Annotated in this window: 16 protein-coding genes and 1 pseudogene; 11 read left to right on the forward strand and 6 right to left on the reverse strand. The window is 60.9% G+C overall.

All coding sequences use genetic code 11. The features are described from left to right. Window positions 1-2: 2 nt before the first annotated feature. The 4 genes from GEV39_RS13030 (at window position 3) to GEV39_RS13045 (ending at window position 3,660) form a co-directional block, all read left to right on the forward strand. Window positions 3-953, forward strand: a complete 951-nt coding sequence (locus tag GEV39_RS13030; protein ID WP_173889516.1) for an aromatic alcohol reductase — start codon at window positions 3-5, stop codon at window positions 951-953. Between the two features lie 174 nt (window positions 954-1,127). Then, window positions 1,128-2,471, forward strand: a complete 1,344-nt coding sequence (locus GEV39_RS13035) for a chloride channel protein (RefSeq protein ID WP_249414272.1) — start codon at window positions 1,128-1,130, stop codon at window positions 2,469-2,471. A gap of 239 nt (window positions 2,472-2,710) precedes the next feature. Then, window positions 2,711-3,298 carry a GNAT family N-acetyltransferase gene (locus tag GEV39_RS13040; protein WP_173889518.1) on the forward strand — a complete coding sequence of 196 codons (588 nt, stop codon included), beginning with the start codon at window positions 2,711-2,713 and terminating at the stop codon, window positions 3,296-3,298. A gap of 2 nt (window positions 3,299-3,300) precedes the next feature. Beyond that, window positions 3,301-3,660 (forward strand): cupin domain-containing protein, encoded by a 360-nt coding sequence (locus GEV39_RS13045; RefSeq protein WP_173889520.1) that lies wholly within the window; start codon window positions 3,301-3,303, stop codon window positions 3,658-3,660. A gap of 31 nt (window positions 3,661-3,691) precedes the next feature. Here GEV39_RS13045 and GEV39_RS13050 read toward each other — a convergent pair. Continuing rightward, a pseudogene (locus GEV39_RS13050) lies at window positions 3,692-3,865 on the reverse strand (DUF6691 family protein); the annotation flags it as partial. A 103-nt stretch (window positions 3,866-3,968) separates the two neighbouring features. Beyond that, the gene (locus GEV39_RS13055; RefSeq protein ID WP_173889522.1) at window positions 3,969-4,895 is read right to left on the reverse strand and encodes a universal stress protein; all 927 of its coding nucleotides are present in this window, start codon (window positions 4,893-4,895) and stop codon (window positions 3,969-3,971) included. Window positions 4,896-5,143: 248 nt separating this feature from the next. Between GEV39_RS13055 and GEV39_RS13060 the strand changes: the two genes are divergently transcribed. The 4 genes from GEV39_RS13060 (at window position 5,144) to GEV39_RS13075 (ending at window position 8,600) form a co-directional block, all read left to right on the forward strand. Then, entirely contained in the window at window positions 5,144-5,362 is a 219-nt protein-coding gene (locus tag GEV39_RS13060) for a hypothetical protein (protein ID WP_173889524.1), read from the forward strand. A 2-nt stretch (window positions 5,363-5,364) separates the two neighbouring features. Then, entirely contained in the window at window positions 5,365-6,174 is an 810-nt protein-coding gene (locus GEV39_RS13065) for a helix-turn-helix domain-containing protein (RefSeq protein ID WP_249414273.1), read from the forward strand. Further along, entirely contained in the window at window positions 6,159-7,397 is a 1,239-nt protein-coding gene (locus tag GEV39_RS13070; protein ID WP_173889528.1) for an MgtC/SapB family protein, read from the forward strand. The genes GEV39_RS13065 and GEV39_RS13070 overlap by 16 nt, the downstream gene beginning before the upstream one ends. 510 nt (window positions 7,398-7,907) lie before the next feature. Beyond that, window positions 7,908-8,600 carry a DUF421 domain-containing protein gene (locus GEV39_RS13075; RefSeq protein WP_173889530.1) on the forward strand — a complete coding sequence of 231 codons (693 nt, stop codon included), beginning with the start codon at window positions 7,908-7,910 and terminating at the stop codon, window positions 8,598-8,600. A 24-nt stretch (window positions 8,601-8,624) separates the two neighbouring features. On the opposite strand, the gene GEV39_RS13080 is transcribed toward GEV39_RS13075, so the two are convergent. From GEV39_RS13080 to GEV39_RS13090, 3 genes are all read right to left on the reverse strand, one after another. Continuing rightward, window positions 8,625-10,172 carry a sensor histidine kinase gene (locus tag GEV39_RS13080; protein ID WP_173891706.1) on the reverse strand — a complete coding sequence of 516 codons (1,548 nt, stop codon included), beginning with the start codon at window positions 10,170-10,172 and terminating at the stop codon, window positions 8,625-8,627. A gap of 265 nt (window positions 10,173-10,437) precedes the next feature. Then, window positions 10,438-10,797: a hypothetical protein gene (locus GEV39_RS13085; RefSeq protein ID WP_173889532.1), complete on the reverse strand. Its 360-nt coding sequence runs from the start codon at window positions 10,795-10,797 to the stop codon at window positions 10,438-10,440. Window positions 10,798-10,802: 5 nt separating this feature from the next. After that, the gene (locus tag GEV39_RS13090) at window positions 10,803-10,967 is read right to left on the reverse strand and encodes a hypothetical protein (protein WP_173889533.1); all 165 of its coding nucleotides are present in this window, start codon (window positions 10,965-10,967) and stop codon (window positions 10,803-10,805) included. Window positions 10,968-10,992: 25 nt separating this feature from the next. Here GEV39_RS13090 and GEV39_RS13095 point away from each other — a divergent pair, with 25 nt between their 5' ends. The 3 genes from GEV39_RS13095 (at window position 10,993) to GEV39_RS13105 (ending at window position 13,613) form a co-directional block, all read left to right on the forward strand. Then, on the forward strand, window positions 10,993-12,000 hold the full coding sequence (locus GEV39_RS13095) for a zinc-binding alcohol dehydrogenase family protein (protein WP_173889535.1): 1,008 nt from the start codon (window positions 10,993-10,995) through the stop codon (window positions 11,998-12,000). 137 nt (window positions 12,001-12,137) lie between these two features. Further along, the gene (locus GEV39_RS13100; RefSeq protein WP_173889537.1) at window positions 12,138-12,995 is read left to right on the forward strand and encodes an SDR family oxidoreductase; all 858 of its coding nucleotides are present in this window, start codon (window positions 12,138-12,140) and stop codon (window positions 12,993-12,995) included. Between the two features lie 114 nt (window positions 12,996-13,109). Further along, on the forward strand, window positions 13,110-13,613 hold the full coding sequence (locus GEV39_RS13105) for a CinA family protein (RefSeq protein ID WP_173889539.1): 504 nt from the start codon (window positions 13,110-13,112) through the stop codon (window positions 13,611-13,613). A gap of 41 nt (window positions 13,614-13,654) precedes the next feature. Here the strand turns inward: GEV39_RS13105 and GEV39_RS13110 are convergent, their stop codons facing one another. Continuing rightward, window positions 13,655-15,745: a hybrid sensor histidine kinase/response regulator gene (locus GEV39_RS13110; protein ID WP_173889541.1), complete on the reverse strand. Its 2,091-nt coding sequence runs from the start codon at window positions 15,743-15,745 to the stop codon at window positions 13,655-13,657. Window positions 15,746-15,831 lie beyond the last annotated feature (86 nt).

Genomic DNA, 15,831 nt, shown 5'->3' on the forward strand with positions numbered 1-15,831 from the left:
TCATGATCGAAACAACCCCACTATCCCCTCAATCCATTCTGGTTCTCGGCGCCGGTGAACTGGGTCTCCCGGTGTTGCGCAACCTCGCGCGAGTGGCCAAACGCGCACCCGGCTCCCAAATTAGCGTTCTTCTCCGGGGCTCGACCATCAACACCCAGGTGCCGGAGAAAAAGGCCGAAATCGACGAGCTTCGGGGGCTGGGCATCCAGATGGTCACTGCGGATCTGGTGAACGATTCAGTTGAACAGCTAGCTGGCGTGTTCGCTGGGTTCGATACCGTCATAGGCTGTGCCGGCATGGTCGCGGGCCGGGAAACCCCGATGAAGTTGGCAACAGCAGCGCTGAGGTCGGGCGTGAAGCGCTACTTTCCATGGCAGTTTGGTGTGGATTTCGAAGTGATCGGTCGGGGCAGCCCCCAGGATCTTTTCGATGCTCAACTCGACGTACGCGAGGCGCTTCGCGCGCAAGATAAAACTGAATGGGTGATTATCTCGACGGGCATGTTCACCAGCTTCCTTTTCGAGCCCGTGTTTGAAGTCGTCGATTTCGACAATGACACCGTTAACGCTCTCGGCGGTCTCGGCGGTCTCGAGAACAGCGTGACGCTGACTACCCCAGACGACATCGGCGCTCTCACGGCGGAAATCGTCTTCTTCGAACCTCGCTTGCGCAACGAGATTGTCTATCTTGCAGGGGACACGGTGTCGTATGGGCAAGTCGCGCACATCCTCGAGCACGCGCTGGGTCGTCCTTTCAAAACCAACGTGTGGACTGTCCCGCACCTGATGGACGAATTGAGAAAAGACCCTACTCATCACATCAAAAAGTACCGTGCTGTATTCGCTCAAGGCAGAGGTGTGGCTTGGCCAAAAGCGGGAACCTTCAACGAACAGCAGGGGATTCCAGTCACCACCGCCGAGCAGTGGGCGCGGGCGAATCTTGCGAGCAAGTGAGCGCGACGACAGAAGCTGACTTGCGAGAAACGCCTCGGCTCGACAGGGGATGCTGAACGACGAAAAACCCAAGGCTATCCACACAGCACATCCGATCCCTGCGCCGTATTTGAGTAGGCCAGCCTGCGAAAACACGCCATACTCACGGTTTTACAACTCAGCCATGTGTGGCCAATGTCCGAACCGAGCCGTCCAGTCCCTTCCCTCTTTCGTCATTCACGCTGGCGAGAATGGCGTCAGCGGCTGGCGTTCTGGATCGGAGCGCTGCTGGTAGGGCTGGTTGCGCTGGCTTTCGCTTGGCTGGCCGACGAGGTCTTCGCCTCGTTCAAGCGCTTGGTGGGCCGGGCACCCTGGGCTCCCCTGCTGATAACCCCAGTGGGTTTCGCCTTGCTGGCCTATCTGACGCAACGCTGGTTTGAGAATGCCAAAGGCAGTGGTATTCCCCAAGTCATCGCTGCCTTGGAAATACCCTCTCGACGGCTGCGAGCCCGATTACTCTCGCTCCCTGTGGCTGCCGCTCGCATGAGCCTGACTTTGGGCGCGCTGCTGGTCGGAGGCTCGGTTGGCCGCGAAGGCCCCACCGTGCACATCGGCGCGGCTGTGCTCTATACCTTTGGCCGGCGCCTGGGCCTGCATGGCCGGCGAACAATCGCAGGCCTGGTGCTCGCCGGCGGCGCAGCAGGTATCGCAGCGGCCTTCAATACCCCATTGGCGGGCATTGTGTTTGCCATCGAGGAATTGAGCCGCACGTTCGAGCAACGATTCAGCGGGCTGGTGCTCACTGCGGTGCTGATCGGCGGCGCCGTTACCCTCGGCTTGATGGGGCATTACGCCTATTTTGGCGAAATCAGCGGTCGGGTGCCGACGGGCTGGGGCTGGAGCGTCGTACCGGCTTGTGCAGTGCTAGGTGGGCTGCTGGGTGGCTTTTACGCCAAGCTTGTGCTGCCAACCGACAAGGGGTTGCTAGGCCGCCTATGTGCGGCACGCGGGCGTTACCCCGTGCGTTTCGCTGCAATCTGTGGGCTGTTGCTGGCCACTTTTGGGCTCGTGTCTGGCAATCATGTATTTGGCACTGGGTACGAAGAAACACGCGCCTTGCTTGAAGGCCAGCCGATCACGGACTCAAGCTTTCTGCTGTGGAAGTTCTTGGCCAATGTCGTTTCCTACCTCTCCGGTATTCCTGGCGGTCTGTTTTCGCCCTCGCTCAGCATAGGTGCGGCATTTGCGCCCGTGTTGGGTTTGATCCCCAGTGTCGACCCGCAAGCATGCGCACTACTCGGCATGGGTGCCTACCTGGCGGGTGTCACGCGCTCGCCACTCACTGCCTCGGTCATCGTGCTTGAACTGACGCACAGCCCGGACCTGGCCATTCCCATGCTGGCAGCAACACTGATGGCCGCCGCCATCTCTGGCTGGGTATCGCCCGTCTCGCTCTATCATGCCCTGGCCAAGCAGATCATCGACAAGCTTCATGTCCCGGCGCCGGTCGTGCCCAAACCTGGCAGTCGCGAACAGTGAACCATCCTGCTTTTCCGGCCTGATGACACGCGCCTGGGGCTCGAGCATTCGGGCCGAAAAAAGGCGTGTTGGCCAAGGTCCTGACCAGCGGATGCACCCAAGTGCATGTTCATACCGTCGCGCATTGTGCCGACAGTGTTCGCCTGGAGCATCATGCCCGCCCTGCAAAGCACCTACCCTCCCCCAGTCAACGGTGTAAACCCGCCACCCCGCCACCCGATCCCATGGAAGCCCTGGACATGCTTACCCACTTCAGACCTGCCGAGGCCTCGGACGCGCCCGATATCGCGCGCTTCTTTCAACTGACATCAGAAGGCATGGCCGATTACATATGGAGCAAGCTGGCCGCGCCGGGAGAAGCATTGCTGACTGTGGGTACAGCTCGCTATGCCAGGGAACAGGGTGATTTTTCATACAAGAACTGCCTGATGGCCACGTGCGAAGGTCGCGTCATCGGCATGATGCACAGCTATGCACTGCACGCGGCCCCTGACCGGCAGGTCGAGACCGACCCGGTACTCGCGCCTTACGCCGACATGGAAATACCCGACACCTTGTACATCTCAAGCCTGGCCCTGGATGAGGCCTGGCGCAGCCAGGGCCTGGGCGTGCAGTTCCTTCGCCACGCCCAGCAACGCGCTGAGGACCTTGGCTTGCAGGGCCTGTGCCTGATCGACTACGCGCAAAACCACGGTGCACGGCGCTTCTACGAACGCCATGGCTTCAAGATCGTGAAAACCTGCCAGATCGTGCCGCACCCGATGCTCGCCGTCACCGGCGAAGCCTATTTGATGTATCGCCCTAACCCTAACCCGCTCGAGAAATAACCATGACCCAGAAACTGACCGTGTTCCGCGAGATGGATATCCAACCGGTGCGCGACCTGCCCTTCTTTGAAGAGGTGGTGGAAGGCGACCCGCACACGCTGACGTCCAAGTACTACCACGATGAACAGCAAGGTCGTATTTCCGGCGAATGGGAAGCCAGTCTCGGAGCGTGGCGTATCGACTACAAAGTCTGGGAATTCTGCCATGTGTTGAGCGGGCGCTGCGTGATCGAGCTCGACGGCTGTGCGCCGGTCACCCTCGCCGCTGGCGACACGTTCATCATCGAGCCCGGCGCCAAAGGCAAGTGGACTGTGCTGGAGGACATGAAAAAGAACTTCGTGATCCTCGTGCCCGCAAACTAGCCAGCGCAGGCGCGTCAGCGAGCCTGTCAATTCAGCGGCGTGAAGCTTCCACGGCGCTGAATACCAGCATGCCCACGAGCATGGCCGCCACGAACAGCCAAGCCTGCCAGTAGCCGCCAATCAGCAGCACCAGTGCCGGGCCCGGGCAGATGCCAGCGATCCCCCAGCCGACCCCAAACATGAGGCTGCCGCCCACCAGCCGCTGTCATTATGGCATTGCGGGCAGGCAGCCTCCATTGAAGGTCGCGAACAGTGCCCGTGCCAGCGCACCCCAGGTGTTGTCGTGCAGCCCTTTGACAACTGCCACGTCACCCCTGGGAGCGCTTGGGCGAGATCACCAGCACACTGGACGACAAGCGGTGCAGTACCCGTTCGGCAGTACTGCCGATGAACCAGCCGATACCACGGTGGTGATAACTGCCCATCACCAGCACATCGGTGTCATGGTTGTCCATGAACAGGGCCAGCGCCTTGGCAGGGTCACCAATGCGCATATGGCGGTGCTCGACCGCTATGCCGTTGCGCTCGGCAAGTGCCTGGAAGGCATCGCTCTGGGCTTCATGCAGTGTGTGCGCCAAGTTGGAATCGAACACAAACGCGTGTTCCCGACTACCGTCGGCGTCCAGGTACATCGAGCCCAGATCGTAGGCATACAGCAACTCGATTTGCGCATCGCACTGCAAGGCCAGTTTCAGCGCCTCGCTGATGATCTGGTCATTGAAACCTTCGATCTGATCCTCTGGCCTGGACAGGTCCACAGCTGCCAGGATCCTGCGCGGCAACGCATGGCTGGCCTTGTGCACCAGGTGCAGCGGGACGCGGGTTTCGCGCAGCAGTTGTATATCCAGGGAAGTGAACATGGCGCGTGCCCACCAAGGCTCATGCTCGAAGGCCTTGATCAGCATGGCGAAGGGCTGTTCGCGCAGGTGCACCAGAATCTCGTTGAGCGGGTGCTGCACCCACAGCACTTCGGTGGTCACGGTGAGACCGGTGCGGCGCATCGGTTGCGCTTGGGCTTCAAGCCAGTCGCGGTGCTGCTGCACATAGCCTTCGCGCATCGCGGCCAGTGCCTGTTCATTGACCAGGCCTGCGGTCGCAAGGCCTTCCACATAGTCGAACGCCACAATATGCAGCGCCATGCCCTTGGCCTTGGCCAGCGCGGCGGCGCGGTCGTAGACGGGGGTTCGGCGCATCAGCGGCGACGCTATCAACAGCAGTCTTTGCGGGGTTTGCATGGCACACCTCAACGGTTGCGTGACTTGCTCGCAGCATCGTTCAGCCGTGCTTGGCAGACTTGACGTTTGTCAACCGACCCGCTCACGGACCAACGGCATCCGTCACACCGAGGTTATTTGACACAGATCAAACTGTTGCCGGATGACAGGCGCAACCTAACCCCACCGCAACGCCCTAATCCGTCAGACCTTGTCGGCCAGTTGCAAGCAGCAGTGGTTCCTTGCCAGTACAGGCTTTGGAGACCCCTATGAACGTGTTTATCGCCACCAACACCGAAGACAACCGCTACTGGGTCCACATGGACAGTTGGCAGGTACGTTTCAGCACGCTCGCTGAAGCCCAACAGTTCGTCGACCGGCTCAACGCCCGCCTCAACGCACGCCATTCGCCGCACATGCTCGCCAGCTGGTCTGCGCATACAGGCGTCACTGGCCAGGCGGATAAGCAATGGGCAAGGGAGGCATGAGCATGCAGGGTCAACCGAACTGTAAACCGCTGGAACCGCCAGCTTGCCCGCCGGTTCACCTGAAACCATTGACCACGCTGTGCAGTGAATGCCGGGTCAGCGGCCTGTGCCTGCCCACCGGCCTGCCCCTGTATGACAACAGCTGCCTTGGCGCACTGATCGGGCCGCGCTTGCGCATGCGCAAGGGCGCCTCGTTGTTCAACGCCCATGATCCGCTCACCACGCTATATGCCGTGCGTTGTGGCAGTTTCAAGACCAGCCTCAATACCGCCGATGGGCAAGGGGTGGTGATCAATTTCTGGATGCCGGGTGACGTGCTGGGGCTGGATGCCATCGCCACCGACCACCATGTCTGTGACGCCATCGCCCTGGAGGACAGCGAAGTCTGCCCCATCCCATACCGGCGCTTGCAAACGCTGGCACGCGACTTTCCGGTATTGCAGCAAAGCCTGAACCGCTTGATGAGCCGGGAGATCGTCCGAGAGCATGAGCGCGTGTTGATGCTGTGCAACCTGACCGCCGAGCAGCGCCTGGCCAACTTGCTGATCGGGCTGTCCAGGCGGTTCGTCAACCGCGGCTACTCTGCCCACGGCTTCCTGTTGCGCATGTCGCGCGAGGACATGGCTTCGTACCTGGGCCTGCGCCTGGAAACGGTGTGCCGAGCGGTCGCCCGCCTGCGCGCGCAAGGTATCGTCAACCTGCACGGCAGGCTGGTGGAAATACTCGACATGCCGGCCCTGATGGCCCTGGAAAAAGGCGAGCCAGGCAATGAGTGCCTGCGAGCCCTGAACGTGCCATGCTCGATACGCTGAATGTCGGCCACGGCGCCGTGGCGCTGGGCATCGGCATGCTGGTTGGCCTGGAGCGGGAGCGCAAGAAACGTGGCGATGAGGAACAGGCCGCCGCCGGGCTCAGGACCTTCGCCATCACGGCGTTGCTCGGTTACATCAGCAAGCGGCTGGGCGGCCCGATGCTGGTCGGGATCAGCAGCCTTGGCCTGGGGCTGCTGCTCTACCTGCAGTGGCGCAACGCACCCGCGGCAACGCCAGATGTCACCGGCCAGATCGCCCTGTTGCTGGTGCTTGCCCTGGGTGCGTCAAGCGTTGCCGAGCCCGAACTTGCCGCTGCGGCAGGGGTGGTCTCGACCGTCTTGCTGGCCCTGCGCCGCGAGTTGCATCATTTCGTATTGCAGCAACTGAGTGAGCATGAACTGCGCAATGGCCTGACGTTGCTGACGGTGGCCCTGGTGGTACTGCCACTGACTCCGGACCGCCTGCTGGGCCCCTACCACGTGCTCAACCCACGCACGCTCTGTACCCTGGTGGTCCTGCTGATGGCGGTTGGCGCCATGGGCCATATCGCCATGCGCCTGGTGGGCACCCGCTACGGCCTGCCATTGAGCGCGATCGCATCTGGCTTCGCGTCCGGTTCGGCGACCATCGCCCTGCTGGCCCATGACGCCAGGCGCCAGCGCGCAGCGGTGCGGCCCATCGCGGCGGCGGCGGTTTTGTCCAACCTGGCGACAGTCACGCAGTTCGCCTTGGTGCTCAGCGTCATCGACCACCACCTGCTCGGCCCTTTTCTGCCCGCGCTCGGCCTCGGCGCCCTGGTTACCGCCGCTTACGGCCTGACGCTGCTGGCCCCTTGGCGGGCCATTTCCAGCAGCCCGGCTGTGAGCCCCAGCGCTGGTGCCTTCAGTTTATGGACAGCGCTCATCATCACCCTTGCCCTCACCGGTATCGCGTTGCTCTCGGCCTTTCTGCTGGAGCACCTGGGCCACAGCGGCGCGAGCATCGCAGCGTTCCTCAGCGGTCTGGGCGATGCCCACGCCGCCACAGCGTCGGCGGCCGCGCTGGTGGTCGCGGGCCGGCTGCAGGTGACTGATCTTCAGGTACCAGGCATGATGGCACTGACGGGCAACACGCTGAGCAAATGCGTGTTGGCGTTCAGCAACGGTGGCTACGACTTCGCGCGTTACCTGGTGCCGGCGCAGCTCGGCATACTGGCGGCGATGTGGCTGGGCATGCTGATTTGAGCGCCATTTCCATGAGCCTGCCAACCTGCCCTACGCTTTGTGCAATGGCAACAGCGCCGCTGCTGCGCAACCGATAGAGGTTCAATAGCATGGATGACCCACTCGCCAAACTCGACCACTACATCGAATCACTCGGTCCCATCGCCGATGCTCTCGAGCAGCAAGTAGGCCCTTGCCCCACTACACGCCCAGTGCTGATCGCGTGGCTAACGCAGATCAAGCAAACTGACCTTGCACGTATGCCTATCGGCAAAAAGCCACCCAGCTTGCCTGCCAGCTTGAAAGCGGCCTACCGCCGATGGGCGAAACTGGGGGCCAGAGAATAAGGTCAAAAACCCGCCTCAACAACTGTCGGGCAGCCGTGTGCGGAGCATTGCGATGTTTCCCGCGGTCGAATTGCTAACAGACTTCTGGCACTGCTACCTGATGGCGGGTACCCCACCTGCCATTTAGCGTGTGCCAGGCGTGATTCGGCTCACACAAAGGCTAAACGGCAGGGAAAAGACAAGTATGGTCGCGTTTGATCTGCACAGGATGTTGCTAGGCGAATTCCCATTAACCTTCCTGTTGGAGGTCGCCGTCCGGGTATTAGCGGCTTTCATGGCCGTTTTTTATTTTCTCAAGTTCAGCGGGCGCCGTGGGATCAAGCAGCTGTCACGCTTTGAACTGGTAGTGATTCTGACGCTGGGGTCTGCGGCGGGCGATGTGACGTTTTATGAGGATGTGCCGCTTCTGCCGGTAGCCCTGGTGTTCATGTCGCTGCTGCTGCTGTACCGCGGCACCATCTACCTCATGAAACGAAGCAAAACCTGCGAGGCGTGGATTGATGGCCTGCCCATCACCGTGGTCAAGGACGGGATGTACGAGGTCCATTCGCTGCGCAACCTGAACATTTCAGCCAATGAACTGTTCATGGAGCTGCGCCAACAAGGCGTAGAGCATCTGGGGCAAGTCCGCTTGGGCCTGCTGGAGACCGATGGCGACCTCAGCCTGTATTTCTACACTGCCGAGGACACCCGGCCGGGCTTGTCAGTGCTGCCTGCCGAACACCGCCCGGAATACAGATCCCCACCCGCGGCCGGGCTATACAGCTGCGTGGGCTGCGGCTTTCCAACCTACCATGAGGCTGAAGATACGCGCTGCTGCGCACGTTGTGGCCACGGCGTCTGGTCGCCGGCACTGGACACCTTGCGCAGTCGATAAGGCAGGCTGCCCAAGCCGGCGAGGCTAAAGCTTGAAGCGGACATGAATACAGCTCTTGCTATCCTGGCGGTCAACGCTCACCGCGGCGCTACCATAACCAGAGTAGCTTTTGACCAGGCGCATACCCAGGCCGGTGCCCGTCGGCTTGGGGTAGTTGTCCGGGAAGCCATCGCCTTCATCGCGAACGGTGAGCAATGCATGGTCGCCTGCATGCTTGACCAGCACGTCAATGGTGCCTTTGCCGTACTTGAGCGCGTTGGTGATCAGCTCGGAGATGACCAGGCCCAGGGGCGCCATTCGTTCGGGCGGCAGAACGAAATCATCGGCCTCCAGCAAGATTTTGCGGTCTGCCAAGGCCTTGCCCAAATCCTCGAGCAATGCGTTCAGGTAATCTGCAGCATGCACGCCCTGGTCTTCAGCGGCCTGGTACAGCCGCTCGTGAACACTGGCAATGGTGACTACCCGACCAGCCGCTGTTTCGAGCTGCAGCTTGACCGCCGCGTCAGCTGCCAGGTTTGCCTGCAACAGCAATAATGTGTTCACCAGATGCAGGCTGTTCCTGACCCGATGATGAATCTCCTCCAGGTAGAGGTCGCTGCGGTCTTGCCGGGTGTTCTGCGCCTCGATCAGTGACAGCAGTTGGGCCTCGTACTGATGACGTGCGGTGATGTCCCGCGACACGGCGATCACCCGTTCAACCTGACCATCCACGGCCATGATCGGCGCCACCGTCACATCCCACCATTTCGGCTCAGCGGGCGATAGAGGGCAGTACGCCTCGAACCGCATGGTCTCACCTGCGCCGACTTTGCCGAGCGCCTCCCATACCAGTGACCTGGATTCCTCTGGCCATAGCTCATGCCAGCGCTGGTCTACAACCTCAGCGGCGCGGGCATTCATTAACGTCAACCCAGCTTCGTTCATGAACTCGATGTGGCCATCGGCAGACATGATCTCCACCCAATCAGGGCTGGCGTTGAGGATTGTCTCGGAATAAGGGTCAGGGTGATGCACCTCGCTCCCTGCGGCAATGCGTTCAGCGGCGAGTGAAATGACGGTGGCAATGCCCTCCAGAAACACCAGGTCGCTTTCAACGAAATCCTCGCCGTTGCTGCTGTCGGCCTCGAGTACGCCGAATGGCCCAAGCACACCGCGGATTGGTACGTTGATCGCTCGCTCGATACCATATTTTTTCAGCAGCTCAGGGGTGCGGAACCGATTTTCCATGCCAAGATGATTCGACAGTACTGGCCTGTAAGTTGCCAGCGCATACCCCGCCGGGCTGGCCTCGTCCCCTCCCACGGTAGCTCTGCCGATGTCTGCCGGGTCCCAACCAACCCCATGGGACAAGACGAAGCCATCGCCGTCCAATTCAGGTTGGAGGATCTTGGCATAGCGTGTGTTCATGCCCTCGGCAACGACCTCACAGGCCCGCGTCAGCAAGTGATCAAGCTCCGTGACTTGCAGCGACACCACGCCAAATTCGACGACCAGTTCGTGTTGGCGGTGCAGGCGTGCATGGGTTCGATTCAAGGCTGCACGGATTGTTTCGTCCGTAGGTAGCTGCTGCATAGGGTTCCCTTTGTAGTGTGCAGGAACGCGCCCAGCCTCCACCCATAGCGAAGGCGGTTCGCTTACCGCCTCCCTACGATAGCCGTAATCCATTTCCGTGCGCCAGTGCTCGACTCACCGCTTAAGCGCAGGGCTGATCATCACTGGTCACTGTACGCCGTAAACACAGGACGCGGTGCATAACATGACGAGGCGTCGCAGCGGCACTTCCCTTGTTTGGCCGGTGAGTAAGGCGCTGTTCACAGCAGGCGCCCACCCGCGGTGGTTACAGTTCGTACGGGCTGACCATGAGCCGCGTAGCACGATCGCTCAACCCTTCCACCGCTGTAACCCGGGCAATTTCAATACCATTGCGGACGATGACAACCACCGTGCCATAGATGACTTGTTCCAGGATGTACTCAAGGCTGGTCTGGGCTTCGGACAGGTCATATTTAACTTGGTGCACGATGGCTTTCCTTTTGGGATGTTCGATTGGGGTGAGGTTCACGCCCTCAAGCCCGCTGCCCGGGTCAGGCAACATGCTGGTCAATATAATGATGCGCGCAAGGGGAAATGTGCTGCCTAAAAACACCCCGTGGAAAGCTATTTTCGATTGATTATTCGCTTTGATCGCTATCAGCACATTATCTATTCGCCCACATCAAAAGGCAGAGTCCTGCCCGGCTCCGCTCCGGCCACGTGCAAATCGACTTTCCAATCGCGAGGCATCAGCCCATTTTCATTCCTGCAGATAAAGTCTTGTTTCATGCAGGCTATTTTTTCAGTGAATTGAAACGCATAGCCTGCACCCATGTTCTTTCCTCTCTGGATACAGCTCATGAAAGCCGTCGTTTATAGCCAGCCCGGTTTACCCATTCAAAACCCACAGTCGCTCTATGACACCGAATTGCCCGCTCCCCTGGCGGGTGCCAGGGACCTGTTGGTCGAGGTCAAGGCCATTGCGGTAAACCCTGTCGATACGAAAATACGGGCAAGCCGTGGTGGCGAGCAGCCACAAGTGCTTGGCTGGGACACCGTCGGCATCGTGCGCGAGGTGGGCAGTGAAGTGACCCTGTTCAAGCCCGGGGATGAGGTGTTCTACGCGGGCGCCATCGATCGCCCCGGCAGCTACAGCGAGCTGCATGTTGTCGACGAGCGTATCGTCGGGCACAAGCCTCGTAGCCTGGATAACGCCGATGCTGCGGCGTTGCCGCTGACCTCCATCACCGCTTGGGAGTTGCTGTTCGACCGCCTGGGCATCGAGGAGCAGGCTGGCCAAGGGCAAAGCCTGCTGGTGGTCGGCGCTGCCGGCGGGGTGGGCTCCATCCTGATCCAGCTTGCCAGCAAGCTTACGCAATTGACGGTGATCGGTACCGCGTCAAGGGCTGAAAGCCAAAAGTGGATCGAGGACTTGGGTGCGGACCATGTCATCGACCACACCCGGCCGCTTGCCCCTCAGCTTGCAACCCATGACCTCGAGTCTGTCGATTATGTGATCAGCCTGACGCACACCGACGCGTACCTGGACCAGTTGATCGAGGTGCTTCGCCCACAAGGCAAGCTGGCGCTGATCGACGATCCGGCGCAGCTGGATGTCGTGCCCCTCAAACGCAAGTCACTGTCGTTGCACTGGGAGCTGATGTTCACCCGCTCGCTGTACCAGACCCACGACATGATCAAGCAACACGATCTGCTCGAACGTGTCTCCAGCCTGGTCGATGAGGGGGTTCTGCGGACAACCCTGGGCGAGCACTTCGGTGCAATCAATGCCGAGAACCTCAGGCGTGCGCACGCCGTCATCGAGAGCGGCAAGGCCCGAGGCAAGATCGTGCTGGAAAGCTTCTGAGCGGAGCGCGAAGCGATCAGCGCCCGTTTCACGGGGCGGTGGCACCGCTCGTCGCTTGATCGGCGCATTGGAACCAACGCGTGCGTACCAGCCTCCTCGAACCGGTATGAGCGTTCTCAACTGCAGGAGCTTTTACCATGCGCGACTACCCTACCCCGCCGTTCCCGTCTCAACCGCAAAGCGTTCCTGGTACGCAGCGCAAGATGGAGCCATACCCGGATTGCGGCGAGCAGTCCTATACCGGCCATGGCCGGCTCACAGGCAAGATCGCCCTGATCACAGGGGCCGACAGTGGCATCGGCCGGGCTGTGGCTATCGCCTATGCCCGTGAAGGTGCAGACGTTGCCATCGGCTACCTCGATGAGCATGAGGATGCGCAGGAAACCGCACGCTGGGTCGAGGCTGCAGGCCGCCAATGCCTGCTGCTGCCTGGTGACCTGGCGCACAAGCAACACTGCCAGGCCATCGTGGCCAAGACCGTCGAGCGGTTTGGCCGCATCGATATCCTGGTGAACAATGCAGCGTTCCAGATGGCCCACGAAACCCTGGAGGACATTGACGATGATGAATGGGTGAAAACCTTCGATATCAACATCACCGCCATTTTCCGCATCTGCAAGGCGGCGCTGCCTTCCATGCCCAAGGGCAGCTCGATCATCAATACCAGTTCGGTCAACTCCGACGACCCATCCCCCAGCCTGCTGCCGTATGCGGCGACCAAAGGTGCCATCGCCAACTTCACGGCGGGCCTGGCGCAGTTGCTGGGCAAAAAGGGTATTCGCGTGAACAGCGTAGCCCCAGGGCCCATCTGGACCCCGTTGATTCCGGCGACCATGCCGGATGAGGCGGTCAGGAACTTCGGCTCCGGCTACCCCATGGGGCGCCCTGGGCAACCCGTGGAGGTTGCGCCGATCTACGTGCTGCTGGCGTCTGACGAAGCCAGCTACATCAGCGGGTCGCGCTATGCCGTCACTGGCGGTAAACCGATTCTTTGACTGCACAGGGCTCGCCAGCAGGCGAGCCCTGCTTCGACAGCAGTGTGGCCCATTGCGCTGAACCAATGGCCTTGGATGTGCGTCTACTGCCACACCACAATGAGTCGCTCTGCCATGGCAACAGACCCGGTGATGGCCGCGCTCGGCTACCTTGAAGACAACCACTTGATCCTCACCACCGCTGAGTCATGCACAGCTGGGTGCATGGTCGCGTTGTTGGCTGCTGTGCCCGGCACGGGCGAGGTTCTGGAAAGTGGCTATGTAGTCTACTCCCCTAGCGCCAAGAAGCGCTTGCTTGGCGTGAGCGCCGAAACCATCGAGCGCTATGGCCTGACCAGCGAAGCCGTTGCCTGGGAAATGGCCTTGGGCGCCTTACGCGACAGCCAGGCCAACGCCGTGATCGCCACGACTGGTGTGGCAGGCCCCGGCGCCGAATCTGGGATACCGCCAGGCACGCTATGCTTTGCCTGGGCCTTCGCTGGCGAACCGGTGGGCGTTTTTACCCGCACCCAACGATTCTTCGGCGAGCGCGCCGAGGTCATGCGGCAAGGGGCCTTGTTCGGTCTAACCCGCCTCGCTCACTACCATCAACGCTGGCTTCGAGGGGAGCGCGCCTGAAGCGTATCCACCAGGGGTGGGTAGCAGCGGTTGTCGGCCGGCTAGGTCTTCGACCCGGTTTCACCCCCAGGCTTCGCGCCAAGCATCGCATGGACCCTGCCAATCAACTCGTCAACGGCGAAAGGCTTGGTCAATAAAGCCGAGGGGTCACGCAACAGCTCATGTTCGAACAGTGTGGGGTTTGTGTAGCCGGTCATGAAAATCACGGGCAGCCCCTGGCGAATCTGGCAGCCGGCCGCCGCCATCTCACGGCCATCTATGCCGCCAGGCAGCCCAATGTCAGTCACCAGCAAATCAATGCGCGTGTCCGAGGACAGCAGCTGCAAGCCCGCCTGGCTATCAGCCGCCTCGATGACTGTACAGCCCAACCCGCCCAGCACATCACTGACGAACAGGCGCACAGAAGGCTCATCATCAACGATCAACACAGTACGGTCAGACCACCGGCCACACAGACTATGGTCAAGTGCTGCACGGCCCGCCAACTGCGGCTGGCCCCTTTCTGCCGGCAGCGACAATTCAACCCGCGTCCCCACCCCCTTCTCGGAGCTGATCCGCACCTGGCCACCCGACTGCTTGGCAAAGCCATAGACCATCGACAAGCCCAGCCCAGTGCCCTCACCTATCGACTTTGTGGTGAAGAACGGCTCGCACGCCTTGGCTAGCGTATCTGCAGACATGCCCGTGCCGTTGTCGGTGACGCTGATGGTCAAGTATTCGCCTGGCTGCAGTTCGGCATCCAGCCCAGGGCCGGCTACCAAGGTGTGGTTGATCGTGGCGATCGTGATCTTGCCAGGCTTCTGCGCAAGGGCATCCCGCGCATTGATGCACAGGTTCAACAGGGAGTTCTCGACCTGTACCGGGTCAACCAGGCACGTGGCCGACTGCGCGTTCAGCTTGACCTTGAGGGCAATCGACGGGCCGACGGTGCGACTGATAAGGTCCTTCAGGCCATCGACCAGCTCATTGACATCGGTGCGCACCGGCAGCAGGGGCTGCCGACGAGAGAACGCCAGTAACCGATGCGTCAACGCAGCGGCTTTCTGCGCGGCCCGGTGCGCGACGTCGAGGTACCGCTCAACGTCCGCAGTCCGCCCAGCCTTGCCGCGCATCCGGGCAAGGTCGAGGCTGCCAATGATGCCGGCCAGCAGGTTGTTGAAATCGTGGGCGATGCCACCGGTGAGCTGACCTATAGCCTCCATTTTCTGCGACTGGCGCAGTGCCTCCTGTGCCGCCTCACGCGCAGCAACCGCTTCGCTGACCCGCTTCTCCAGCGTGCGGTTAAGGTCCAGCAGTTCAGCCTCTGCCTGCTTGCGGGCGGATACATCAATGGAAGAGCCGATCAGGCCGATGATCTGCCCGGCTTCATCCACAAGCGGGGCCTTTACCGACAACCAGGTCGTTGCCGAGCCGTCAGGCATGTCGACCCGCTCTTCAACCTGCACAGTCTTGCCGCTGCGCATGACCTGCCGGTCCGTTTCCATCACTTGACGCGCCTGGTCTTTGTCTTCCAGAAATTCCAGGTCGGTCTTGCCCAGGTAGAATTCGGGCGGTTTGCCGATCAGCTGCGTCGCGCCGTGGTTGGCGATGAGCATCCTGCCGTCGAGGTCCTTGGCGTACACCACACCCGGCACGGCGGCAGTGAACGTACGCAGCAAAGCCGAAACTCGATCGCGCTCCGCCTCTGCCGCCCTGCGCGCCTCGATGTCCATGAGCACCCCCGGAAAGCGTACGGCCCGCCCGGCGGCGTCCAGTTCAGCATGCCCGTTGGCCTCGATCCAGTGGTAGATACCCTCCTCGTTGCGGACCCGATATTCACAGCGGAATGCCCCGCCGCGGGCCACCGCGTCCTGAATATCGCGGTGCACACGTTCACGGTCATCGGGATAGATCGCCGTAAAAGCTTCAGCCAGCGGAATGCCTGCCTTACATAGCTGGGCAGAGATCCCGAACGACCGGGAGAAGCGCTCATCTGCCGTTACCCGGTCGTTGGGGATATCCCAGACCCAAGTACCCACTACAGCGGCCGCCTGCAGAACAAGCCGCAATTTTTCCGAGGAATCATCTGCAATAGAGAGTAATTCAGAACGGGCATTCAATGCCGACTGTGCGGCAACCCCTTCTTTATTCATTATCCACCTCTGTGGGAGCCTCATAATCCTGGCAATCTCGGTAGCCGCTGCTCACCGACATATGACGCTGGGTACAGGTCACGGAC

The organism is Pseudomonas sp. NY5710, from assembly GCF_013305665.1.
Taxonomy (GTDB): Bacteria; Pseudomonadota; Gammaproteobacteria; order Pseudomonadales; family Pseudomonadaceae; genus Aquipseudomonas; species Aquipseudomonas juntendi.